This window comes from Natronorubrum marinum, assembly GCF_052040125.1.
Taxonomy (GTDB): Archaea; Halobacteriota; Halobacteria; order Halobacteriales; family Natrialbaceae; genus Natronorubrum.
In genome coordinates this window covers 680,066-701,595 of the sequence record NZ_JBPPFV010000002.1, presented here as the reverse complement: position 1 = coordinate 701,595, position 21,530 = coordinate 680,066, and the positions used below count along the sequence as shown (strand labels likewise).

Genomic DNA, 21,530 nt, shown 5'->3' with positions numbered 1-21,530 from the left:
TCAGTGAACCCTATTCGTACACGTGGGGTAACAGACGCCGGTGACAACTGCGCCACAGAGGAGCCCACAGCCTGGCGAGATAGGGGCCGTTGCGACGGCCGCCAAGCAGGCAGCGCCACAGCCGATCGCTCCTGCAGACCCGAGCGCACCACAGATGATCAGACACCAGTCGGCACAGATACCCCGATAACACGACACGTGACCGCCGCTGGGGGATGGGTCCAGCCGGACGTCCGCTGTGGCGGGGTCGGTACCTGTCGCCCGGATAAACTTGTGGAAGTCACCGTCTTTGGTCACCGGAAGAAGATACACGAACTGATCGTCATCCCGTGTGGGGTCGCGGACGAGCCGTGGCCGGTCCGTCCGAAGGTCGAACTTCTCCGGCCGTCGCTCGATCCGATCCGTTCGCCTGCGAAACGCGTCGTTGTCCCGTAGTCCGCTCTGAACCTCCCGAACGGCCTGAGTCTCCATGATGTCCACGACTGTCGACCGCGCCCCGTCGACGACCCGGATCCCGTCACCGAGCGTCATTGTCCCAATGGCGACGACATCGTCGGCACCCCGTGAATCGACGCCGGTGTCCGGCAACGCGTCCGAACGGTAGTACTTGATGAGGGGGTTCGGACTGTCCTTCATTCCGAACTGGACTTTCAGGCCAGTATCCGAACCGACGGTGTACTCGACTGCCTCCGCCACCGACCGCCGCTCACCAAGCTGTTCGGTCACGTACTCGATCTGGGGTGACTCGCGCGCCCGCCTGACGACTGCACTACGGGCCGCCCCTTCGAGTGGATTCGTTTCGACATCGACGGACGGTCCCGATTCGACTGCACCGGAACCTGTCGATGAGAGCGAGAGGCATCCCGTCGTCGCAATTCCGGCCGTCCGGAGAACCTGCCTTCTGTTCATACAACCCACCTATTTTATAGGATGATAAAACATTCTATAAAATTTTAATTTCTAGGTGAGCAGAGAGTATTGTGGCCGATGTACGTAGGGAACACGTCGCATCGGTGCGAACGAAACGAGCCACCGGTCGCTTTTCGAGTGCGGGCGCTGGCTCGTCGCGTCGATCGGCCTCGTCGCACTCATCGTTGTCCCACACGAACTCCTCCAAGGGCTGTGTATGGCCCGCTACGGCGGTGATCCAGACGGAACGCGGTTCCTCTTCCGGCACGAACTCGATCACCGCGCGGGGACGGTCCGCCTCGAGCTCGGGACGCCGATGCTGGTAGCCCTCGCGAGCGCCGGCGGGCTCCTGTGGGCCCTCGTCCTCGAGGGGACGACTGCGCTCCTCGTCGAGTAACGACACTGCGGATAGTACCGCCACGCCGAACCGAAACGCCTGAGCGTCGCCTCGCTCGAGTGTGAGTATGACCAAGTGGCTCCGAAGCGGTCGTCGTCGCGATATCTGCATCCTGCTTGCGGCCGCCGAAGACGGCGAACTGCGCAGCCAACAGCTGAAGTCCCGCCTCGAGGCCCACTACGACGACCACCTCGAGCCGAAGGCGTTCTACGGCTCGCTGTCGGCGCTGGTGGACGCGGGATTCGTCGAGAAGCGAACGGAAGGGATCTACGACGTGTGCGCACTCACCGAGGGCGGCGAGCGGCGGGTTCGCGAACACTACGACTGGGTTCAGGAGTGTCTCGAGGGCGACGGGAACGAAAAATAGGCCACGTCTTGCTCACTCTCGGAGCGGAGAACTATACCGACCCGCGTCGTACAGTCCCCGAAGAAATGTCCGCACCAGACGCGAGGGATCCGAGCGAGGGATCGGTGGTAGCAGTCGAAACCGGCTGGTTCAGGTTCGGGGTCGCCCTCGCCGTTCTCCAACTGGTGTTTCTCGCGCTCGTGATCGGTCTGTTGCAGATCGACGTCGTCCTCGGCCTGATCGCGGCCGTGGTGTTGAGCACCGTCGGGGGAATCGCGATCACGGTGTACGTCCTGTGGTGGAAATAGCGGAGGCCGGACGACGAACGATGGTGGCCGTTCAGGCCTCGTCGAGCAACTGGTCCCCGATCGTGTTCCGGAGCACTTCGCTCGTGCCCTCGTAGATCTCGTTGAGTTTGGCGTCGCGATAGAAGCGCTGGGCGGCGAAATCCTTGGTGTAGCCGTAGCCGCCGTGGATCTGGATCCCTTCGTTGGCGACCTCGCGGCTCACCTCGGAGGCGTAGAGTTTGGCCTGCGAGGCGTCCTTGATGTAGTTCTCGCCGCGAATCTTCTTGTCGGCGGCCTTGTGCATTAGCATGCTCGCGGCCTGGATCTTCGTGTCCATGTCCGCCAGCTTGTGTTTGATCGACTGGAACTCGCCGATCGGCTGACCGAACTGCTCGCGCTCGTTCGCGTAGTCGCGGGCCTCCTCGAAGGCCGCGCGAGCGATGCCGACGCCGCGTGCGGCGATGGTGATCCGGCCGCCGTTGAGCGTTTTGAGGGCGTGGACGAACCCTTCCCCCTCCTCGCCGAGCAGGCGATCTTCGGGGATGCGAAGGTCGTCGAACCGGAGTTCGGCCGTCGGACAGCCCTTGTCGCCGAGTTTGTCCTCCGTCCCTTCGACGATGAAGCCGTCGTCTGCCTCGGGTTTGACGACGAACGAGGAGATGCCCTTGTTGCCCGCCTCGGGGTCGGTCTTCGCAAAGAGGGTTACCGTATCCGCGACGGAACCGTTCGAGATCCAGAGTTTGCCGCCGTTGATCACGTACTCGTCGCCGTCCTTTTCGGCGGTCGTCTCCATCGCCGGCACGTCGCTGCCCGCGCCGGCTTCCGAGAGTGCGAACGCGCCGATATCCGTCCCCTCAGCGACCGGCGTCAGGTACTCCTCCTTCTGGGACTCGTCGCCGAACTCGTAGAGCATGTTGCCAGCGAGCGAGGTGTGAGCGGCAACGATCGTTCCGAGACCACCTGACCCCCGCGAAATCTCCTCGAGACCGATCGCGTAGGAGTGATAATCCAGCCCGGCGCCGCCGTACTCTTCGGGAAACGGCATCCCCATCAGCCCCAGTTCGGCCATCTCACCCACGAGATCGGCGGGGTACTCGTCCTCGTGATCGATCTCGTCGGCGACGGGGACGATCTCCTCGTCGACGAAGTCCGAAACCATATCCCGGATCTGCTGTTGCTCGGCCGAGAGTTCGAAGTCCATGCGTGGGTTTTCGGGGCGATGCGTTGTTATTATTGTTGCTGTGCGCGGTCACCCTCTGACCGGCCGAACCGAGTGCTTGAGGGACCCCCGAACTGGGGGGGCTGGTGCCGAGCGACGATCAGTTCGCGGCGATCGTCTCCAGGGCCTCCTCGATCGGCTCGTCGCCCGAGAGGATCTCGAACGTCTCCCCGACGAGTTCGTCGTGCTCGAGCGCGATTACGAGCGTCCGGGCGACGTCTTCACGAGGGATATCACCGGCGTCCAGCCCGATGTCGTCCCCGACCTCGATCGTTCCGACCCCGGATTCGTTCGTCAACTCGCCCGGCCGAACGATCGTGTACTCGAGGCCGCTCTGGCGGAGGTACTCGTCGGCCTCCGCTTTCGCCGTCAGGTAGTCCTCGAGCGCGTCGGGACCCGACTCGGGATCGTCGGCTCCCATGGAACTGAGCATGACGAACCGGTCGACGCCCGCCTCTTCGGCGGTCTCGATCAGGTTGATCGCGCCGTCGCGGTCGACGCCGTAGACGTCGTTTCCGCCGGAACCGGCGGCGAAGATGATCGAGTCGCAGCCCTCGACCGCGTGGGAGACGGTCTCCGTCAGATCCGCGACGACCGTCTCGTCGGCTCCCTGCGACTCCATCTCCGCGACCTGGCCGTCGTCCCTGACCATCGCCCTGCCCTCGTGATCGCTCTCGCCGAGAATGGCTGCCACGTGCTGTCCGACCTGTCCGTGAGCGCCCGCGATGAGTACGGTCTGCGTCACGCTCGCCTTTCGACGGCGGTCGGGATAGCCGTCGGGTCGGAATACGCCGGGCGGGTGTCGTATCGAACACGCGACCGGTCGCGGTCGTCGCGTCGAATCCCACGGGAGATGATCGTCTCTCGGACGTCGGACGAACGTTCACCGAACCGGACAGGTATCCGATCGCAATTGCGGACGGTTTCGACTGACGGCGATGCAGATCGCCAGCACGGACGTCGATCGGGCACACAGGATCGGTACTACGAGTCTCGAACGGAACATTCCGCCGAGACCGCGGTGTTTTTCCGGGGTGGGAACAAACCCTCACAGAGTAGATGACCACGGGCCAGCCCGAACCGCCGACTGACGCCGACCTGGAGTGGTGTTACGACGCGGTTCACGACGTTTCGCGGACTTTTTCGATCACTATTGATCGACTCGAGGAGCCGATGGCGAAGCATATCTGTCTCGGCTACCTCCTCTGTCGCGTCGCGGATACGATCGAAGATGCCGGCCACATTCCTCCGGAAGCCCAGAGCGACCTGCTGACGGCGTACGACGAGTTGCTCGATCCGAACGCCGACCAAACCGTCTCGGCGTTTATGAACGAGGTCGAGCCATGGGTTCCGGACGAGCGAACCGACGACTGGGAGGTCGTCGCGGAGACGCCGCGTATCCTGCGAACGTTCGAATCGCTCGACGAGGAACCCCGCGAGATCATGCGCGAACCCGTCCGCGAACTCGTCGACGGGATGGCGATGTTCACGAGTCGGTACGCCGACGAGGGCGGACTCCGCTTACAGACGCTCGAGGAACTCGAGGAGTACTGCTGGTACGCCGCCGGCACCGTCGGCACGCTCATCACCGGACTGGTCGCCCGTGGGGCGTCGCCCGAACGCGCCGAGGAGATGCGGAACAACGCCCGTTCGTTCGCGCTCCTTCTGCAACTGGTCAACATCGCCAAAGACGTCGAGTCGGACTACCACGAGGAGAACAACGTCTACCTCCCCGCCGAGTGGCTCGAAGAGGAAAACGTGGACCTCGAGGCGGTGACCGACGAGTCCAATCAGCGCGGCGTCACCAACGTCATCAAGCGCGTCACCGGACGAGCCGAAACCTACCTCGACGACGCCCACCGCTACCTCGAAGTCGTCCCCGAAACCCACGGCAACCGGCTCTCGGCGTGGGCGATTCCCTACCTGCTCGCCGTCGGCACGATGCGCGAACTCCGCGAGCGCCCGGAGGACGTCGTCCGCGAGGGCGACGTCAAGGTCTCTCGAGCGGAGGTGTACGCGCTCCTCCAGACGTTCGAAGGGAACGTCTCTCGAGCGGCGCTGGCCGAACTCCGCAAGGAGATGGCCGAGAAACCGCTTCACCAGTAGCCCGTTCTCTCGCTGGCCCGACGAGAACGCTCCGCTCTTCGACTCGTTTTTCTTCGACCCGTATTCGGGACGCCCCGTCTGCAGTACGACCCGTCCGCCACCGCCGAGTCCCGCGCCAAGCAGCGTTCGCCGGCTGTAGCGAGCGACCATGCGCGTTACAATTCACTTTATTGATATGAATTATCATCCTACCGTCCTCGCCCCGGCGAGCCGACCGCCAGGTCTCGGCGAACCGCGGTCGCTTCGGCCGTCTTTCGGACCGCCACCGACCAATCGCTTGCACAGTCCCGTCAGAAACTATAACAGCATCCCTCACAACTATCCCTTCATGTGTCGGGAAACGAAGCGTGAACCGGCGTGGGTGTCGGCGATTCGGCTGGCGTTCCTCCGGGGGCAGGTCGACGTCGACGGCGTGATGGAAGAGGCGAATTTGATCCCCGGCCGCGAAGGAACGGTTCGGGACGTGCTCTCGACGATGGCGGACAGAAACCTCCTCGAGCCGGTCGACGGGGCCGAAGACCGGTACGTGCCCGGAAAAGTCCTCATCGAATCCGACCGGTACGACCTCGACTTCTCGAAGGCCTCCGACGGCGGCGCACACCGGTGGCGCTCGAGCGGCTAATCGGATCCCGTCTATCAGTATAGCGTAAGCTATGTATCGACTACGGCACTACCATACGCCGATGGGAAACCTGACTGATACGAAAATCTCCGAGAAGAACCTGACGACGGTGCCGAAACCGGTTCGCAACTTTCTGGACGTGGGCGCCGGCGATCGAGTCGAGTGGCACGTCGAGGACGGCAAAATCGTCGTCAGGAAACTCGAGTCCGAGTAGTTTCACAGATCGATCGAGGGTGACGAACAGGAACATCGGCATCGTGCGACGCGGTCGGGTCTACAGATCGTGAGGACGGTCTACGTCGCGGCGCACGCCCGGATCGTCGACGGTGACGAGCACGCTCGAGTCGCTCTCGAGCAGGAGCTCGCGTCCGCCGATATCGCCGTCGACGTCGCCGAGCGCGTCGAAAAAGCGCTCATCGAACAGCACCGGATTGCCGCGGACGCCATCAAACGCCGGTGCGATCGCGTCGCCGGCGTTTTGGGTGTACGCCGTCAGCAGTGCGTTCACGGTCTCCGGTTCCACGAACGGCATGTCGCCGAGCGCGACGACCGCCGCCTCACACTTTTCCTCGCGGTCTCGGATTGCTCGAATGCTCGTCCGCAGCGACGAGGCCTGACCGGTGTCGTACACTTCGTTGACGACGGTTTCGATCGGGAGTCCCTCGAGTGCGGCCCGAACCCGGTCGGCCTCGTGGCCGAGCACCGCGACGACCGAGTCGACGTCGCTCTCGAGGAGCGTTCGCGCGGCGCGACGAACGATCGTCTCGCCCTCGACCGTCGCCAGAAGTTTGTTCTCGCTGCCGAACCGACTGCTCGTTCCGGCGGCGAGGAGCACTCCGGCGACCGCCGGTTGGTCGCGGGAACGGCCGTCGGAGTCGTCGCGGTCGGGTTTCTGACTCGATCCCTCCGAGCGCTGATCCACGTCGACCACCGGAAGATTCTCTGACGGCGGTGACTCCTGCTCCGCGTCGGGTGCGTTCTCGGTCATTTCCGTCATCGCTTCACCTCAATCATCGCTCGAGAACGGTGTGGGGAACGACCGCGACCCGTTCGTCGGCCCGAATCGCGTCTTCCGTCAGGACGATCCCGTCGGCCCGACTCGCGCGCGTACTCGAGGAGAGCACGCTCGGGTCGAACGTCTCGTCGTAGATCGGGAGCGCCGAGTCGACGTGGCCGAGCGGCATCGCGACGCCATCCTCGAGCGTGACCGGAATGGCGTACGTGAACCCGGGCGTCGCGATGTCGACGGCTCGAGCCAGCCGCGCGGACACCGTCGGCAGCGCGTCGTCGCCGGTGAAAAAGGGTCGGGCGACGAGCGACGTTACCAGGTGCGCGCCGACGGGTTTCCCCGGGATGGCGATCGCCACCGCGTCGTGGTCGGGGAGGCGCGCGACGGCGATCGGTTTCCCCGGGCGGAGCCGAACGCGGTGAAAGAGCACGTCGCCGAGGGCGTTGAGCGAGCGGACGACGTAGTCCTTCTTCCCGACGCTGGTGCCGCCGGTCGTGAGCACGACGTCGTGCTCGCTGGCCAGTTCGTCGATCCGCGACGCGACCCGATCGTTCTCGTCGGGAACCGATCCCTCGTAAGTCGCCTCGTGGCCCCACGAGCGAACGAGTCCGGCTAGCATCGGCGAGTCGAGGTCGCGGTGGCGGCCCTCGTGGATCTCCGTCCCGGTCGCGAGCAGTCCGACGGAGAGCGGCTCGAAAACGGTCACGTCGTCGATTTCGAGGTCGCCGAGCAGCAGGGCGTCCTTCGCGCCGAGCCGTTCGCCCGCGTCGAACAGTTGCTCCCCCTCGGAAACGTTGCTCCCGCGCTCGTAGACGTAGGTTCCGGGCTCGAGCGCGGGTCCCGAAAGCCGGCCGTCGTCGACGGTCGCTTCTTCCCGTTTGAGCACCGCGTTGGCCGACGGTGGAAGCGGCGACCCGGTCGCGATACGAACCGCCGCACCGTCGGCGAGCGCTCCCGGATCGTCCTCCGGAAACACCGACCGGTCGACCACCTCGAGCGGGTACTCGTCGGTCGCGTCGAGCGCGAAGCCGTCCATCGTCGCGTGGCTCCGCGCGGGAACGTCTACCGGCGCGCGGATCGGCTCCGCGAGCACCCGTCCGGCGGATCGCTCGAGCGACACGCGCTCGGTCGGTCGGTCGGCCAACCATGTCGAACGGAGGGTTCGCATCCGGTCGACCGCATCGTCGAGGTCGATCAGGTCGTCACCGTCGTGCGACATCTCCCTCGTCATAGTCGCGACTGGTCGGATCGGGCTGACCCGAAACTAACACTAACGTTTATTGGAGTGGTACGGTATACCATATACTGTGGTAAATAGTATGCACATAGTGCAGGGTTATAAAAGATGATGGGCGATATCGAATCACGGACACGACTGCGGAGCGGGTGGTCCTGATGGAGTTCGACGGCGAATTCGTACTCGAGGACGTTCCCCCCGAGAAGGCGTGGATCGTCCTCTCGGACCCGGTCGCAGTCAGAAACTCGCTGAAGGGCTGTAAGTACATCACCCCGATGGATGACGACTTCAGTTTCGACGACTACGAGCCCGACGAGGACCTCGAGACGTTGCCCGAAGCCGATCCGGAGGACGTCGCCGAACGCGCGTTCGTCGAGGGACAGGAGTACGCCGCGTTGATGCAGGTCGGCGTCGGCAGCGTCAAGCCGCGCTTCGAGACCTCCGTGACGATCAAAGAGCGCGACGACGAGGAGTTCATCATGACCGCCACCGGGAGCGGAACCGCGAGCGGGAGCAGCTTCAGCATGGACTCGGGAATGCAGATCTACCCGCTCGAGGACGGCGAGGGCTCGCGGATCGAGTGGTGGACCGAGGCCGACATCTCGGGCCGGATCGCGCAACTCGGTTCGCGCGTGATCGAGCCCGTCGCCAACAAGATCGTCGGCAACTTCTTCAGCGATATCGAACGGCAGATGAGCGACGTGGACGAGGAGACGGATTCGGGTATCACAGACCGGATCCGTGGCATGTTATGAAACCGGCACAGTTCGAACAGCACGAGCCCCAGACCGTCGAGGAGGCCGTAAGCTTACTCGAGAGTCTGGATGACCGGGCGATCCTCTCGGGCGGTCAGAGCATGGTGCCGATGCTCCGGTTCCGACTTGCGGTCCCGGAGACGGTCATCGACATCAACCGCATCGAGAGCCTCGACTACCTCGAGGAGGAAGACGGCTGGCTCACAATCGGCGCGCTCGCGCGCCACGCCGACGTCGAGCACTCGGACGTGATCGACGACAAGTACGGGAGCTTCGCCGACGCGGCACCGCTGGTCGCTGATCCGCAGATCCGCAACCGCGGAACGGTCGTCGGCGGCGTCGCCCAGGCGGACCCGAAGGGCGACTGGGGAAGCGTCCTGCTCGCTCACGAGGGCGAGGTCGTCGCCCACGGGCCGGACGGCGAGCGGGTCATTCCCGCGAAGGACTTCTTCCTGCTCCCGTACGACACGACCCTCGACGAGAACGAACTCGTCACCGAGATTCGCGTGCCGACGCCGGAGCCGCGCGAGGGAAGCGCCTACCACAAGCTCAAACGGAAGGTCGGCGACTACGCGATGGTCGGCTCGGCCGCGCGGCTCGTCTTCGACGAGGACGGCCGGATCGAGCGGGCGGGGATCGCTCTCACCGCGGTCGACATCACGAACGTCCGCGCGACCGACGCCGAAGCACACCTCGAGGGCGAACGCCCCGATAGCGACCTGTTCAAACGCGCCGGCGAGCTGGCGGCCGAGCAGTCGAACCCCGAGTCGGACGAACACGGCGACGCCGGCTACAAGGAACGAATGGTGAACGTCCTCACCCAGCGCGCGCTCGGCGACGCCGCCGAACGCGCCGGGGTTATCAAACGGAGGGTATCACAGTGACAGACACACGAGAGATTACGTTGACGGTCAACGGAACCGAACACACGATCGACGTCGAACCGCGACAGCTGCTCGTCCACGCGATCAGGGAGGAACTCGACCTGACCGGCACGCACATCGGCTGCGACACCGGAAACTGCGGGGCTTGTACCGTCCTCAAAGACGGCGAACCGATCAAGTCCTGTCTCATGTTCGCGACGCAGGCCGCGGGGAGCGAACTCGCGACCGTCGAGGGCATGGAAGAGCTCCCGGAGGCCCGCGGCGAGTTACATCCGCTACAGGAGGGGTTCCGCGAGGAACACGGCCTGCAGTGTGGCTACTGCACGCCGGGGATGCTCATGTCCGGGAAAGCCCTGCTCGACGAGAATCCGAACCCGAGCGAAGCGGAGATTCGGGAGGCGATCAGCGGCAACCTCTGTCGGTGTACCGGCTACCAGAACATCGTCCGCTCGATCGAGTATGCCGCCGAGGAACTCGAGGAAGGGGAGATCGCAGCCGCCGACGGCGGCGTTACCGTCGACGGAGACGGATCGACGGAGGCGTCCGCCTCGGTCGACTACGATGTCGCCGACGGCGAGTTCGACTGTGGCGCGGAGAACTGCTGTGGCGGGCCGATGACGGACCGCGAACACGGTGGCGATTCCGGCGGTGATTCGCGATGAGCAGCGACTCCGAACGGTTCGCGGAAGCGGAGGACGGCGGCCCGCAGCCCGAGAAACACTGCGGCCACGGTCGCGGCGGGATGGGCGAGGAGGTCAAGCGGAAGGAAGACCAGCGCTTCATCACCGGTCGCGGCAACTACGTCGATGACATCAAGAAACCGGGGATGCTTCACTGCGAACTCGTTCGTAGCCCGCACGCCCACGCACGGATCGAGGACATCGACAAGTCCCGCGCACTGGACGTCGACGGCGTCGTCGCCGTCCTGACCGCGGAGGACTTGCTCGAGTACGACCTCGCGACGATGCCGACGTTGATGGACGACACGCAGGACGTCCTGGTCAACGACAAGGTGAAGTTCCAGTCCCAGGAGGTCGCCGCGGTCATCGCGACCGACCGGTACACGGCGAAAGACGGCGCGGAGAAAGTCGTCGTCGACTACGACGTGCTCGATCCCGTCGTCGACGCGGAGAAGGCGCTCGAGGACGACGCGCCGCTGATCAGAGACGACATCGAGGGCCAGGAGGACAACCACTGTCTGGACTGGGAGACGGGCGACGAGGAGGCGACCGCCGAGGTGTTCGACGACGCGCCGGTCACCGTTAAAGAGCAGATGCTCTACCAGCGACTCCATCCCGCGCCGATCGAAACCTGCGGGGCGGTCGGCGACTTTGATCCCGGCAAGGACAAGCTGACGGTCCACATGACCTCGCAGGCGCCCCACATCCACCGAACCCTGTTCTCGCAAGTCTCGGGGATCCCCGAACACAAGGTTCGGATCGTCAGCCCCGACGTGGGCGGCGGATTCGGTAACAAGGTGCCGATCTACCCCGGCTACGTCGTCGCCGCGGCGGCGTCGTACGTGTTAGAGCAGCCGGTGAAGTGGGTCGAGGAGCGCTCGGAGAACATCCAGTCGACCGGGTTCGCCCGAGACTACGACATGCAGGGCGAACTCGCCGCGACCGAAGACGGCGAGATCCTGGCGGTCAGGACCGACGTGCTCGCGGACCACGGTGCGTACAACGCCGTGGCCCAGCCGTCGAAGTTCCCCGCCGGGTTCTTCAACATCTTCACCGGATCCTACGACGTCGACACGGCCTACGGCACCCTGACGGCGGCCTACACCAACACCGCGCCGGGCGGGGTCGCCTACCGGTGTTCGTTCCGCGTGACGGAGGCCGTCTACCTCATCGAGCGGATGGTGAAGGTACTGGCCGACGAACTCGAGATGGACCCCGCCGAGATCCGGCGGAAGAACTTCATCCAGCCCGACCAGTTCCCCTACGAGAGTCCGACGGGGTGGAACTACGACTCGGGCGACTACGAGAAGGCCCTCGACAAGGCGCTCGAGATGGCCGACTACGACGACTACCGCGAGGAACAACAGCGCCGAATCGAAGAGGACGCCGACAAACTGCTCGGCATCGGCATCTCCTCCTTTACGGAGGTCGTCGGCGCGGGTCCCGGAAAGACCTGCGACATCGCGGGCGTCGAGATGTTCGACTCCGCCGAGATTCGGGTCCACCCGACCGGCAACGCGACGGTCCGAGTCGGCGTCCAGACGCAGGGCCAGGGTCACGAGACCACGTTCGCCCAGATCGTCGCCGAGGAACTCGGCATGAACGTCGACGACATCACCGTCGAACACGGGGACACGGACACCGACCCCTACGGCCTGGGAACCTACGGCTCGCGGAGCACGCCCGTCGCGGGCGCGGCCGCGGCCGTCGCCTCCCGCAAGGTTCGGGAGAAGGCGAAAGCCATCGCGGCGAACGAACTCGAGGCCGCCGAGGCGGACATCACGTGGGACCGCGAGAGCGGCGAGTTCCACGTCGCCGGCGCGCCGGATCGCTCGATCTCGATCACCGAGATCGCCGCCGGCGCGTACATGAACAAGCCCGCGGGGGAGGATCCGGGGCTCGAGGCGGTCAACTACTACGATCCGCCGGAGATGACGTATCCGTTCGGCTCCTACATCGTGATCGTCGAGATCGATCGCGAGACGGGCGAGGTCGAGTTCGAGAAGTTCGTCGCCGTCGACGACTGCGGCAACCGGATCAACCCGATGATCATCGAGGGCCAGATCCACGGCGGTCTCGCCCAGGGGATCGGGACGGCGATGATGGAACACGTCACCTTCGACGACAACGGCAACGTCACCGGCGGCGACTTCATGAACTACCTGCTCCCCACCTCGATGGAGATTCCGGAGTTCGAGACCGGCCACACTGTCACGCCGTCGCCCCACCACCCGATCGGGGCGAAGGGCGTCGGCGAGTCGCCGACGGTCGGCTCGCCGCCGGCCATCGTCAACGCAGTCGTCGACGCGATGGCCCACGGCGGGATCAGCCACGTCGAGATGCCGATGACGCCCGACGTCGTCTGGGAGAAACTCGACGAGGCCGGACTCGCGACGGATCCGGCCGACAACGTCGCCCTCGAGTTCGACGTCCAGTCGAGCGACGAGGCGGCGGACGACTGACAGCCACGATGAGCGGACTCACGTCCCGGCACTCGATCGCTCGTCACAGTCACGGATGGATTCGAGCGGTCCCACGACGACGGTCGCCGGCATCCATCCCTCGTGACGCCGGCAAACGAGGCGTCGACAGCACGAAATGACCGAAAACACACCACCAGCGACCACGAACGACGAGTCGATTACCGACCGAGCCGACGCCGTGGGCGACGGCGAACTCGCAGCGCGCGAGCGAGCGCTCGCCGAGCGCGGGACGCCTTACGCCCGAGCAACCGTTGTCCGCCGCGAAGCGCCGGTGTCGGCTAACGTCGGTGACCGCGCGCTCGTCACGACCGACGACGACCTCGTCGGTTGGGTCGGCGGCGCGGCCTGCGCCCAGTCGCGGGTCGAAAGCGAGGCCCGCGCGGCCATCGACGAGGGAGAGCCACGGCTGATCGGTCTCGCCCCGGATCCCGCGGAGATCGATCGCCCCGGACTCGAGGCGTTTCCGATGACGTGTCAGAGCGAGGGGACCCTCGAGGTGTTCATCGAACCGGTGGTTCCGACGACGAAACTTCTCGTGGTAGGCGGCTCGCCCGTCGCGAACTCGCTCGTCAGATTGGCGAGCGAACTCGCAATCGACGTGACGGTCGTCGACCCCGATGGGGTCGGCGGAACCGTTCCGGACGACGTTACGGTGCTCTCGACGCTCGAGCCCGAGTCGATCGCCGAAGCCGTCGGTCCCGGCCCGCTCGTCGTCGCGGCCTCGATGGGCGAGTACGACGCTCGCGCCGTCGCTGCCGGCGTCCTCGCGGACGCGCCGTACATTGGCCTCGTGGCGAGCGACGCGCGCGCCGAGACGGTCGTCGATCGGGCCGCAGGACTCCTCGAGCAGGAGCCCAAATCAGTCCGAGACGCGATTACGAACCCTGCGGGAATCGATATCTCGGCTAAAACGGGGCCGGAAATCGCGGCGAGCGTGCTCGCCGAACTGATCGACGTGCGGGCCGACACGGGGGCGGTGACGGGGTCGTCTCGTCGGAAGGGGAGTCTCGAGGACGCGTCACCGGCGACCGACGCCGGCGATGTAGGGGGTGGCGCTTGCTGCGAAGGTGGTGACAACGAGACCGAAACGGCGACGAGCGATGCGACCGACTCGAACAGCGTGAACGAGCCGAACGACGTGACGGACGAGTCGGCAGTCGATCCCGTCTGCGGCATGACCGTCGATCCCGACGACGCGCCGAGCGTCACGCACGAGGGGGCGACGTACCACTTCTGCTGTCACGGCTGCGCCGACAGCTTCCGGACCGATCCCGGCGACTATCTCGAGGCGGTCGAAGACGAGGAACTGACGCCATGACAGACGAGACGCCGACCGTCGCGTTCGAGACGGTCTCGGAGTCGACGATTCGCGAGCGGTTCGAGGAACTGAACTACGTCGCCGACGACCGCCTCGTCACGACGGTCTACCTCGCGTTGCAACTCGGGCGGCCGCTCCTCGTCGAGGGACCGCCCGGCAGCGGGAAAACCGAACTGGGGAAGGTCCTCGCCGAGGGGTTCGAAACCGAGCTGATTCGGCTCCAGTGTTACGAGGGCCTGACCGCCGAAAACGCGCTCTACGAGTGGAACTACACGAAACAGCTGCTCGCGGTGCAGTCGAACGAGGGACGCGTCGGCGCGACGGGGGCGGCCGAGGGCGGAGCGACCGATTCGGACGCTCTGGATGCTTCCAACGCGCCGGATGCGCTGAACCTTCAGAACGCGCCGGACACGACGGACGGCTCCGGCTCGGACGCCGAGCGACCGCGCTCCGTGTTCGACGACGAGTTCCTCCTCGAGCGTCCCCTCCTGCGCGCGCTCACCGCGGGGGAGGATCGGTCGCCGGTCCTGCTGATCGACGAAATCGACCGCGCTGACGAGGCGTTCGAGGCCTTCCTGCTCGAGCTCCTCTCCGATTACCAGGTGTCGATTCCGGAGTTGGGAACGGTTAGCGCGGAGAATCCGCCGATCGTCGTCCTCACCTCGAACCGAACCCGCGGGCTGAGCGACGCGCTCAAGCGACGGTGTCTCTACTTGCACGTCGAGCCGCCGTCGTTCGAGACGGAGTACGAAATCGTCTCCCGCAAGGTGCCGGAACTCGACGCCGCCATCGCCGCCGAAGTCTGCGCCGTCGTCGAGCGGCTCCGGGAGGAGTCGTTCCTCAAACGGCCCGGCGTCGCGGAGACGCTCGACTGGGCTCGAGCGGTCGCCGCGCTGCGAGCCGACGGTTCGAGCGGATCGCTCTCGGCTGACGAGATCGAACGCACGATCGGTTGCTTGCTCAAGGAAGTCGAGGACGTCGAACGGGTCGACGCGTCGCTTTTAAAACGGCTTCGCGACGCCGCGGCCGCGGCCCGCGAGCGAACCGACGCGCCCGACCCATGACGCCGCGTCGCGACCCGTCCGAGACCGAGGCGGAGTTCGAAGGGCTCGAGACTGATTCCGAGTCCGAAATCGAGACCGACGGCGACGGTCTCGACCGCACACCGAGCCGGCACACCGCGCCGGACTTCGAAGCGGCGCGAAAACACGTGCTGACGGAACTCGTTCGCTTCGTCGGTCGGCTCCGCCGCGAGGGGGCAAGCGTCCCGGCGAGTGGGGCACTCGAGGGTGCACGGGCCCTCGCCGTCGTCGGGTTCGCCGACCGCGATCCGGCCGCCGACGCGCTTCGGGCGACCCTGCTCACCGAAGCGGACGACGGCGAGGCGTTCGACGCCGAGTTTTCGACGTTCTGGCACCGCTTACGGACCGGGATCGACCGGATTTCGACACACGACGACTCGCCCGCTCGGGATGGCGGCGACGATACCGACGATCCGGATCGACAGGCGGCATCGCTGGAGGGAGCGGACCTGCCGTCGGGGGTAGAACCGCCAACGCCGGAATCTGACGACGGCCCCGAGAGCGTCGACGTTCGTCTCGCGACCGGGCGCAGGCACGCGACGGGCGAGCGCCCGGAGTCCGACGGCGACGACGGCGACGACGGCGACGACGCGCGGCTGTACAGCGCCGTCGGGCGGCGCGAACCCGTCGAAGCGACGCCGGCTCCGTTGACCGCCGACGAGACCGCCGCGGTGGATCGGTTCCTCGACGCCCTGTCGACGATTCCTGGCCGCCGAACGCGCCTCGCGGCCACCGGCGACCGGATCGACGCCCGGCGTGCACTTCGCGCCAGTCTGGGGACGGGGGGAACCGCGATGGACCTTCCAACCCGCGAACGAGTGCCGAGCGAACTTCACTGTTGCCTGCTGATTGACGTCAGCGGCTCCGTCCTCGACACGATCGATCGTGACACCCTCCTCGCCGTCGCGGACCGACTGCAGGCCGCCGCGCGCCGATCGTCCGTCTTCCTGTTCGATACGGACCTCGTCGAGGCGACCGAGCAGTTCGCACGAGCCGACGGCGATCCTGCCGGAGCCCTTCGCGACGCCGAAATCGAGTGGGGCGGCGGGACGCGGATCGGCGACGCGTTCGACGCGATCCGGCGGCGCCATCCCTACGCGGTGGATCGACGAACGGTCGTCGTCGTCATCAGCGACGGGCTCGACGTCGGCGACCAGCAACACCTCGAGGAGAGCGTCACCTGGCTCGCGGGCCGGGCCGACGCCATCGTCTGGCTCAACCCGCTCGCGGTGTCGCCGGCGTACGAGCCGCGCTCGCGGGGGATGGCGACGGCGCTTCCCTACGTCGACGGGCTGTTCGGCTTCGCGACGCCGACCGATCTCGACGAGGCGGCGCGACAACTCGAGCGCTACGGGATCGACGGCCCGATCGGGTTCGAGTACGATCCTCGGCGCAGGCGCTCTGACGGCGAGGGTGATCGCGGATGATCGACCCCATCCGACCGGCCATCGTCGACCGGCTCCGTAGCCGCGGGATCGTGGATGGTGTTACGGTGGAACGCGTGACGATCGGCGACGCGGCGGTGCTGGTCGAACTGGCCGGCGTCCGCACAGCGCCCCGATCCGACTCCGAATCCGCGGAGTCCGACGAGGGAACGCGGACGGCCGGGCTCGCTCACCGACCGCCGGGGGAGTCGATATCGACCGACGGGGTGGAGATCGAGACGCTCCTCCGGTGGGCGACGCTGGAGACCGCCGATCCGGCGACCGTCTCGGATCGCGACGGCGACGGCACCGGAGCGGGTGAATCGGCCCAAAGCGACGCGACGGCGGACGGCGACACCGCGCTTCGGACCGCCCTGGGCGTCGCCGCGATTAACGCGCTGTCGGCCCCGTGTATCGAGTGGCAGACCGGTGATCCGATGGCGCTGCTGGATCCGAGCGTGGACGTGATCGCGACGGTCGGCGTTTTCAGACCCGCGTTTCGGAAGTTCTCGGACGTCGACGTTCGGGTGATCGAACGCGGAGATGTCGGCCCCGTCTCAGCGCCAGACGACGTGCGCGTCACGACGTTCCGACCGGTGGACGCGACTACGGCGATGGCCGACGCGGATGTCGTATTCATCACCGGCTCCGTGTTCGTCTACGGCGGTCTCGAGCGCTATCTCGAGGTCTCGCCCGCGGACGCGACGGTCGTCCTGATCGGCGCGACTGCGTCCGGGCTTCCGGAACCGATGTTCGAGGCCGGCGTCGATGTCGTGGCGGGAGCCGAGGTTGCGGCGCCGGACCGGGTTCGCGAGGCCGTCAAAAGTGGGGCGTGCGGAACTGACTTGCACGACGCCGGCGTACGGAAGGTGTATACGATGGCCGACGGCGTCGCCGACCCGGACCGGGGGTTACGAGGACCGGCGACGACCGACGAACGCGTGAACCGAAGTGAGGGAGCGAACGACACAATCGACGGAGGCGAGCGGCGGAGCGACACAATCGACGGAGGCGAGCGGCGGAGCGACACAATCGACGGGAGCGACTCGAACCAATGACACGAAGCAACTGGAGCGTTCCGGAGACCGAGGTGGTACAGCGCATTCACGAACGACTCGACGGGGACGGAACGGACGTCCTCGCGACGATCGTCGACGTCGAGGGCAACGCCTACCGCCGGCCGGGCGCGAAGATGCTCCTCGACGAGGCGGGCGAGGGCGTCGGCAGCATTACGGCCGGCTGCCTCGAGGACGAACTCCTCGTCGCGGCCGAATCGGTTCGCGAACGCGGCCGGCCGGAGCTGGTGACGTACGACCTGATGGAGGACGACGAGGACGTCTGGGGGCTCGGCGTCGGCTGTAACGGGATCATCGACGTCCTGCTCGAGCCGCTGACCGAGGCCTATCGCCCGGCCGTCGAAGCCTTCGACGATGGCCGAAGCGTGGCCGTTCTCACCGTGCTCGAGGGCGGGAACGAGGCGAATGAGGGGAGCGAAGGGGACGAGGGGGCTGGACGAGACGAAATCGATGGCAGAGACGCGCCTCTCGCTCGCGGCGATCGGGCGTACTACCATCCCGCGGAGGGAGTCTTCGCGACGCCGGACGGCGAGTCAGCGGGGGCGTGGCCCGACGACCTCGCGGGTTCCGCGGCCGATCTCGCCGAGCGCGGCCGGGCCGATACCGTCGAACTCGAGGTTGGGGAGGAGCGACTCAGGGTGTTTATCGACGGGCTCGCGGCCCCGACGGAGCTGGTCGTCTTCGGCTCCGGTCACGACGTCGGGCCGGTGACGGAGTTGGCCGCGAAGAACGACTTTCGCGTCACGGTGGTCAGCTTTCGCGGGAGCGTCGATCTCGAGGAGCGGTTCCCCGACGCCGACGAGACGGTGACGACGTCGCCGGCGTCGATCGACGACGCGATCGACCTCGACGGCCGCACCTACGCGGTCGTCATGACGCACAACTTCGTCGACGATCGGTTGACGATCGAACGACTGCTCGACTCGGCCGTCCCGTACGTGGGGCTGATGGGGCCACACGAGCGGTTCGAGGAGATGACCGAGGCCTTCGAGAGCGAGGGGACGACGTTCGACGAGGCGGCGCTGTCGTCGCTGTACACGCCGATCGGCCTCGATCTCGGCGGCGGTTCGCCCTACCAGATCGCACACAGCATCGTCGCGGAGGTGCTGGCAGTATCGAACGATCGAACGCCGCAGCATCTGAACGCTCGCGAGGGCCACATCCACGACCGAGTGAGCGTTGATTCGGAAGCGGATACCCCGTCGACGTAGTGGGCGCTATCGGGCGTTCGCGGATCGATCCGTTTCGCCTCGATAGGTTCAGCGGCGATTCCATCGGTGGTTACGCTCCGGCGAGCCGACGGCCCATGAGGCCGAGCGGATAGCCGAACACGACGATGGCGGCCGCCCAGAACGCCAACACGAGCCAGTAGAGGATCACGCCGAATCCCACCGGCGTGGCAAGATACGCCAGGCAGACGGCTCCGGCGATCAGTACGAACGCCGAGAGCACCGCGAAGAGAAGCGGAACGGAGGGCTTCGACCGGGTCGCCGAAGCGTGTCCGAGCGGCAAGAAGCACGCGGTAGCCAGTGCGAAGGGGAGGACGACGACGGCCACCGGACCGCCGAAGAGCCACAACAATATGCCAGTGCCGAGAGTCACGAGCGCCGCGATGCCGGCCACTCCGCGAGTGCTGTGTCGATACTTGCTCCGGCGAGCCGCAATGCCGATCGAGGCGTACCCGATACCGAGTGCGCTCAGCGCGCCGAGTCCGGGACTGAGCAGTCGACCGGTCGCCGCGACGCTCAGGGCGAGACATCCGATCGTACCGATCGCTCCGACGGCGACGAACAGTCGCTCGAGGGTCGCCGGAGGAAGCGTCTCGCGGCCCGGGTCGTAGCGTCCAACGGCTACTCCCGCGAGCAAGAGCAGCGTTCCGGGGACGAGGCCGCCGAGAACGCCCCGTTCCAAGGCGGGTGGGCCGCGTTCGAGACCGATCGTGGCGTAGCCGCTCGCGGTGCCGCGGACACTGTCCTCGCCGTAGGTGACGTACGTCAGTCGGTCGAAATCGCCGCCGGATGCGGAGTCGTCGCTCCGCGTCCACGTCGCGGTATTCCCGTCGACGCTGGCGCGGGCGGGGTCGTTCGTGACGACCGTTCCCTCGGGTGCGTGGATCGTCACCCGCTCGGCGGTCACCGAGTAGCGGGTGTTCGACGGGACATCGGCGAAGTAATCGACGAGCCAGGCGCCACCGACGCCCGTCCGCGCGACATCGTCGACGGTGTAGTTCACGACGACGGTCTCGTCATCGAGGGTTGACTCCACGGCTCGAACGTCGCCGCCGGCCGCGTGGGGCGAAACCCAGGCGTCATCGACCGCGGTCTCGAGTGCAGTCTCGTTGGTCCGGTATCGATCGGCAGCCGAATCGGTGACGGGAACGCGGGCGCTCCAGAGCGAGTCCCCGGTTTCGTCGACATAGATGTCGAGCGTCCCGGGCCCGGTCGAGCCGTCGATTTCGGAATCGTCGGCGACTCCGGGACCACAGACGCCACAGAGGGACGTCGGTGGGGGTGCACCAACGACGACGGCGACACCGGCCAGTGTGAGGAGGGTACAACACAGGACGGCGAGTGCGAGTCGGGCGGGCCGCATTGTTTCGACGTATGTACGTCTTTTACAAATAGATTCCGCTGAATTGATACGATCGATCGGTGTTGGTGACAGATCAATTGACGGCGCGATCCGACGGGATCGACAGCCGACGGAATCGAGCGTGTAAGACGAGGCCGTCTTCAGGTCGCGGCCGATATCGGTCGCGGCTGCGTGCTGGCTCGAGTCGGCTGCCTTGGCCGATGCACTGTAGTTCCACTCCGAGGACAACCTTCAAGGCGAAACAGTGTGAGCTACTGATAACTGGTGGGTCGCGTGAGCAAGAACAACGCCGTCAGGGAGCGGGATGCGGACACGAGAAGCGACAACGATAGCACCGAGACCGTCGATCTCGGAATCGGTATTTCGGTCGATCTCGACGTCGATCCCGCTGCTGTCGCTGCCGACGCCGACGGCAGTGTCGCCGCTGCCGACGCTAGCATTGACGCCGACGAGGGTGTCGTACTCGCGTTCGACGAACAGCAGGTGCTCGAGGCCGCCGAGGATCGGCCGACCGACGAGAGCGCTACCGACGGTCGGTCGCGACTCGAGTCCGACGAGCGGACGGCTCTGGAGGCGGCCGATATCGAACCCGACGCGATTCCGGACAAGGAGTACTCCTATCGAATGTTGCTGGATGCCGGACTCGACGAAGCGACTGCGGGGACGCTCCGACGGCGGTTCTCGCTCCCGTGGTCGTTCGAGAGCGACGGCGACCTCGACCGCCGGTCGGACGAGGTTCGCGGACTCGGCGCCGCCGAACGGGAGTGGATCGCCGTCAGTGCGGACGAAGACTGGCAGGCGTTCGAGTACGACGCGTCTCCCGTCGCGGCGGTCGGCCGGGAGAAACCGTCGGAGCGGCCGTGGCCGAAACCGACGCCCGTGACGGCGGTGACCGGCGTCGGTCCCGACGACGCCGACGAGTTGGCCGAGGCCGGAATTCGCTCGGCGGAGCGACTGGCGACGATCAGTGCGTTCGACGTCGCTCGCGTGCTCGAGCTGAACGTCGTCCACGTTCGAACGTGGCGACACAACGCCCGAGAACTGCTCGAGTGACAACGAGTGGCTCGGCAAACTGCAACAAATGAGGGAGAATCGACCGTATCT

The 21,530-nt window shown here is 66.1% G+C and carries 22 protein-coding genes; 16 read left to right on the top strand and 6 right to left on the bottom strand.

Going from position 1 to position 21,530, the window contains the following annotated elements:
- Nucleotides 1–909, bottom strand: coding sequence for a hypothetical protein (locus tag ACSFC5_RS13125; RefSeq protein WP_440765700.1), 909 nt, complete (start codon nt 907–909; stop codon nt 1–3).
- A gap of 217 nt (nt 910–1,126) precedes the next feature.
- On the opposite strand from ACSFC5_RS13125, the gene ACSFC5_RS13120 reads away from it, so the two are divergent.
- From ACSFC5_RS13120 to ACSFC5_RS13110, 3 genes are all read left to right on the top strand, one after another.
- Nucleotides 1,127–1,306 (top strand): hypothetical protein, encoded by a 180-nt coding sequence (locus tag ACSFC5_RS13120; protein WP_440765699.1) that lies wholly within the window; start codon nt 1,127–1,129, stop codon nt 1,304–1,306.
- A 67-nt stretch (nt 1,307–1,373) separates the two neighbouring features.
- Nucleotides 1,374–1,673 (top strand): PadR family transcriptional regulator, encoded by a 300-nt coding sequence (locus ACSFC5_RS13115; RefSeq protein ID WP_440765698.1) that lies wholly within the window; start codon nt 1,374–1,376, stop codon nt 1,671–1,673.
- 65 nt (nt 1,674–1,738) lie between these two features.
- Nucleotides 1,739–1,960 (top strand): hypothetical protein, encoded by a 222-nt coding sequence (locus ACSFC5_RS13110; protein WP_440765697.1) that lies wholly within the window; start codon nt 1,739–1,741, stop codon nt 1,958–1,960.
- 31 nt (nt 1,961–1,991) lie between these two features.
- On the opposite strand, the gene ACSFC5_RS13105 is transcribed toward ACSFC5_RS13110, so the two are convergent.
- Together ACSFC5_RS13105 and ACSFC5_RS13100 are read right to left on the bottom strand one after the other, a co-directional pair.
- Nucleotides 1,992–3,140 (bottom strand): acyl-CoA dehydrogenase, encoded by a 1,149-nt coding sequence (locus tag ACSFC5_RS13105; protein WP_440765696.1) that lies wholly within the window; start codon nt 3,138–3,140, stop codon nt 1,992–1,994.
- A 118-nt stretch (nt 3,141–3,258) separates the two neighbouring features.
- Complete coding sequence (locus tag ACSFC5_RS13100) at nt 3,259–3,903, bottom strand: SDR family oxidoreductase (protein ID WP_440765695.1); 645 nt, start codon at nt 3,901–3,903, stop codon at nt 3,259–3,261.
- Nucleotides 3,904–4,217: 314 nt separating this feature from the next.
- On the opposite strand from ACSFC5_RS13100, the gene ACSFC5_RS13095 reads away from it, so the two are divergent.
- From ACSFC5_RS13095 to ACSFC5_RS13085, 3 genes are all read left to right on the top strand, one after another.
- Nucleotides 4,218–5,264 (top strand): phytoene/squalene synthase family protein, encoded by a 1,047-nt coding sequence (locus ACSFC5_RS13095; protein WP_440765694.1) that lies wholly within the window; start codon nt 4,218–4,220, stop codon nt 5,262–5,264.
- Between the two features lie 328 nt (nt 5,265–5,592).
- Complete coding sequence (locus tag ACSFC5_RS13090; protein ID WP_090304413.1) at nt 5,593–5,886, top strand: hypothetical protein; 294 nt, start codon at nt 5,593–5,595, stop codon at nt 5,884–5,886.
- Nucleotides 5,887–5,947: 61 nt separating this feature from the next.
- On the top strand, nt 5,948–6,100 hold the full coding sequence (locus ACSFC5_RS13085) for an AbrB/MazE/SpoVT family DNA-binding domain-containing protein (protein ID WP_440765693.1): 153 nt from the start codon (nt 5,948–5,950) through the stop codon (nt 6,098–6,100).
- A 60-nt stretch (nt 6,101–6,160) separates the two neighbouring features.
- Here the strand turns inward: ACSFC5_RS13085 and ACSFC5_RS13080 are convergent, their stop codons facing one another.
- A complete protein-coding gene (locus ACSFC5_RS13080; RefSeq protein ID WP_440765692.1) occupies nt 6,161–6,883 on the bottom strand; it encodes a nucleotidyltransferase family protein in 723 nt (240 codons plus the stop codon).
- A 13-nt stretch (nt 6,884–6,896) separates the two neighbouring features.
- The gene (locus ACSFC5_RS13075) at nt 6,897–8,126 is read right to left on the bottom strand and encodes a molybdopterin molybdotransferase MoeA (protein ID WP_440765691.1); all 1,230 of its coding nucleotides are present in this window, start codon (nt 8,124–8,126) and stop codon (nt 6,897–6,899) included.
- Nucleotides 8,127–8,290: 164 nt separating this feature from the next.
- Between ACSFC5_RS13075 and ACSFC5_RS13070 the strand changes: the two genes are divergently transcribed.
- The 9 genes from ACSFC5_RS13070 (at nt 8,291) to ACSFC5_RS13030 (ending at nt 19,045) form a co-directional block, all read left to right on the top strand.
- The gene (locus tag ACSFC5_RS13070) at nt 8,291–8,887 is read left to right on the top strand and encodes an SRPBCC family protein (protein ID WP_440765690.1); all 597 of its coding nucleotides are present in this window, start codon (nt 8,291–8,293) and stop codon (nt 8,885–8,887) included.
- Nucleotides 8,884–9,771, top strand: a complete 888-nt coding sequence (locus tag ACSFC5_RS13065) for an FAD binding domain-containing protein (RefSeq protein ID WP_440765689.1) — start codon at nt 8,884–8,886, stop codon at nt 9,769–9,771. The genes ACSFC5_RS13070 and ACSFC5_RS13065 overlap by 4 nt, the downstream gene beginning before the upstream one ends.
- On the top strand, nt 9,768–10,433 hold the full coding sequence (locus ACSFC5_RS13060) for a (2Fe-2S)-binding protein (protein ID WP_440765688.1): 666 nt from the start codon (nt 9,768–9,770) through the stop codon (nt 10,431–10,433). Before ACSFC5_RS13065 ends, ACSFC5_RS13060 begins: the two co-directional genes overlap by 4 nt.
- A complete protein-coding gene (locus tag ACSFC5_RS13055; protein WP_440765687.1) occupies nt 10,430–12,913 on the top strand; it encodes an aerobic carbon-monoxide dehydrogenase large subunit in 2,484 nt (827 codons plus the stop codon). Before ACSFC5_RS13060 ends, ACSFC5_RS13055 begins: the two co-directional genes overlap by 4 nt.
- 136 nt (nt 12,914–13,049) lie before the next feature.
- Nucleotides 13,050–14,252 carry an XdhC family protein gene (locus ACSFC5_RS13050; protein WP_440765686.1) on the top strand — a complete coding sequence of 401 codons (1,203 nt, stop codon included), beginning with the start codon at nt 13,050–13,052 and terminating at the stop codon, nt 14,250–14,252.
- Entirely contained in the window at nt 14,249–15,316 is a 1,068-nt protein-coding gene (locus tag ACSFC5_RS13045; RefSeq protein WP_440765685.1) for an AAA family ATPase, read from the top strand. The genes ACSFC5_RS13050 and ACSFC5_RS13045 overlap by 4 nt, the downstream gene beginning before the upstream one ends.
- Nucleotides 15,313–16,761: a VWA domain-containing protein gene (locus tag ACSFC5_RS13040; RefSeq protein ID WP_440765684.1), complete on the top strand. Its 1,449-nt coding sequence runs from the start codon at nt 15,313–15,315 to the stop codon at nt 16,759–16,761. Before ACSFC5_RS13045 ends, ACSFC5_RS13040 begins: the two co-directional genes overlap by 4 nt.
- Complete coding sequence (locus ACSFC5_RS13035; protein WP_440765683.1) at nt 16,758–17,816, top strand: Rossmann-like domain-containing protein; 1,059 nt, start codon at nt 16,758–16,760, stop codon at nt 17,814–17,816. Before ACSFC5_RS13040 ends, ACSFC5_RS13035 begins: the two co-directional genes overlap by 4 nt.
- A complete protein-coding gene (locus ACSFC5_RS13030) occupies nt 17,813–19,045 on the top strand; it encodes an XdhC family protein (protein WP_440765682.1) in 1,233 nt (410 codons plus the stop codon). Before ACSFC5_RS13035 ends, ACSFC5_RS13030 begins: the two co-directional genes overlap by 4 nt.
- Nucleotides 19,046–19,115: 70 nt before the next feature.
- On the opposite strand, the gene ACSFC5_RS13025 is transcribed toward ACSFC5_RS13030, so the two are convergent.
- Entirely contained in the window at nt 19,116–20,426 is a 1,311-nt protein-coding gene (locus tag ACSFC5_RS13025; protein WP_440765681.1) for a hypothetical protein, read from the bottom strand.
- Between the two features lie 273 nt (nt 20,427–20,699).
- On the opposite strand from ACSFC5_RS13025, the gene ACSFC5_RS13020 reads away from it, so the two are divergent.
- Nucleotides 20,700–21,479, top strand: coding sequence for a DUF7409 domain-containing protein (locus ACSFC5_RS13020; RefSeq protein ID WP_440765680.1), 780 nt, complete (start codon nt 20,700–20,702; stop codon nt 21,477–21,479).
- The last annotated feature ends 51 nt before the right edge of the window (nt 21,480–21,530 follow it).

What these genes read in the sequence shown, in the direction of transcription:
- ACSFC5_RS13065 (WP_440765689.1), top strand. Translation starts at nt 8,884, where the DNA reads ATGAAACCGGCACAGTTCGAACAGCACGAGCCCCAGACCGTCGAGGAG.
- ACSFC5_RS13095 (WP_440765694.1), top strand. Translation starts at nt 4,218, where the DNA reads ATGACCACGGGCCAGCCCGAACCGCCGACTGACGCCGACCTGGAGTGG.
- ACSFC5_RS13085 (WP_440765693.1), top strand. Translation starts at nt 5,948, where the DNA reads ATGGGAAACCTGACTGATACGAAAATCTCCGAGAAGAACCTGACGACG.
- ACSFC5_RS13025 (WP_440765681.1), bottom strand. Translation starts at nt 20,426, where the DNA reads ATGCGGCCCGCCCGACTCGCACTCGCCGTCCTGTGTTGTACCCTCCTC.
- ACSFC5_RS13105 (WP_440765696.1), bottom strand. Translation starts at nt 3,140, where the DNA reads ATGGACTTCGAACTCTCGGCCGAGCAACAGCAGATCCGGGATATGGTT.
- ACSFC5_RS13090 (WP_090304413.1), top strand. Translation starts at nt 5,593, where the DNA reads ATGTGTCGGGAAACGAAGCGTGAACCGGCGTGGGTGTCGGCGATTCGG.
- ACSFC5_RS13055 (WP_440765687.1), top strand. Translation starts at nt 10,430, where the DNA reads ATGAGCAGCGACTCCGAACGGTTCGCGGAAGCGGAGGACGGCGGCCCG.
- ACSFC5_RS13030 (WP_440765682.1), top strand. Translation starts at nt 17,813, where the DNA reads ATGACACGAAGCAACTGGAGCGTTCCGGAGACCGAGGTGGTACAGCGC.
- ACSFC5_RS13035 (WP_440765683.1), top strand. Translation starts at nt 16,758, where the DNA reads ATGATCGACCCCATCCGACCGGCCATCGTCGACCGGCTCCGTAGCCGC.
- ACSFC5_RS13110 (WP_440765697.1), top strand. Translation starts at nt 1,739, where the DNA reads ATGTCCGCACCAGACGCGAGGGATCCGAGCGAGGGATCGGTGGTAGCA.
- ACSFC5_RS13070 (WP_440765690.1), top strand. Translation starts at nt 8,291, where the DNA reads ATGGAGTTCGACGGCGAATTCGTACTCGAGGACGTTCCCCCCGAGAAG.
- ACSFC5_RS13080 (WP_440765692.1), bottom strand. Translation starts at nt 6,883, where the DNA reads ATGACGGAAATGACCGAGAACGCACCCGACGCGGAGCAGGAGTCACCG.
- ACSFC5_RS13040 (WP_440765684.1), top strand. Translation starts at nt 15,313, where the DNA reads ATGACGCCGCGTCGCGACCCGTCCGAGACCGAGGCGGAGTTCGAAGGG.
- ACSFC5_RS13120 (WP_440765699.1), top strand. Translation starts at nt 1,127, where the DNA reads ATGGCCCGCTACGGCGGTGATCCAGACGGAACGCGGTTCCTCTTCCGG.
- ACSFC5_RS13050 (WP_440765686.1), top strand. Translation starts at nt 13,050, where the DNA reads ATGACCGAAAACACACCACCAGCGACCACGAACGACGAGTCGATTACC.
- ACSFC5_RS13045 (WP_440765685.1), top strand. Translation starts at nt 14,249, where the DNA reads ATGACAGACGAGACGCCGACCGTCGCGTTCGAGACGGTCTCGGAGTCG.
- ACSFC5_RS13115 (WP_440765698.1), top strand. Translation starts at nt 1,374, where the DNA reads ATGACCAAGTGGCTCCGAAGCGGTCGTCGTCGCGATATCTGCATCCTG.
- ACSFC5_RS13125 (WP_440765700.1), bottom strand. Translation starts at nt 909, where the DNA reads ATGAACAGAAGGCAGGTTCTCCGGACGGCCGGAATTGCGACGACGGGA.
- ACSFC5_RS13075 (WP_440765691.1), bottom strand. Translation starts at nt 8,126, where the DNA reads ATGACGAGGGAGATGTCGCACGACGGTGACGACCTGATCGACCTCGAC.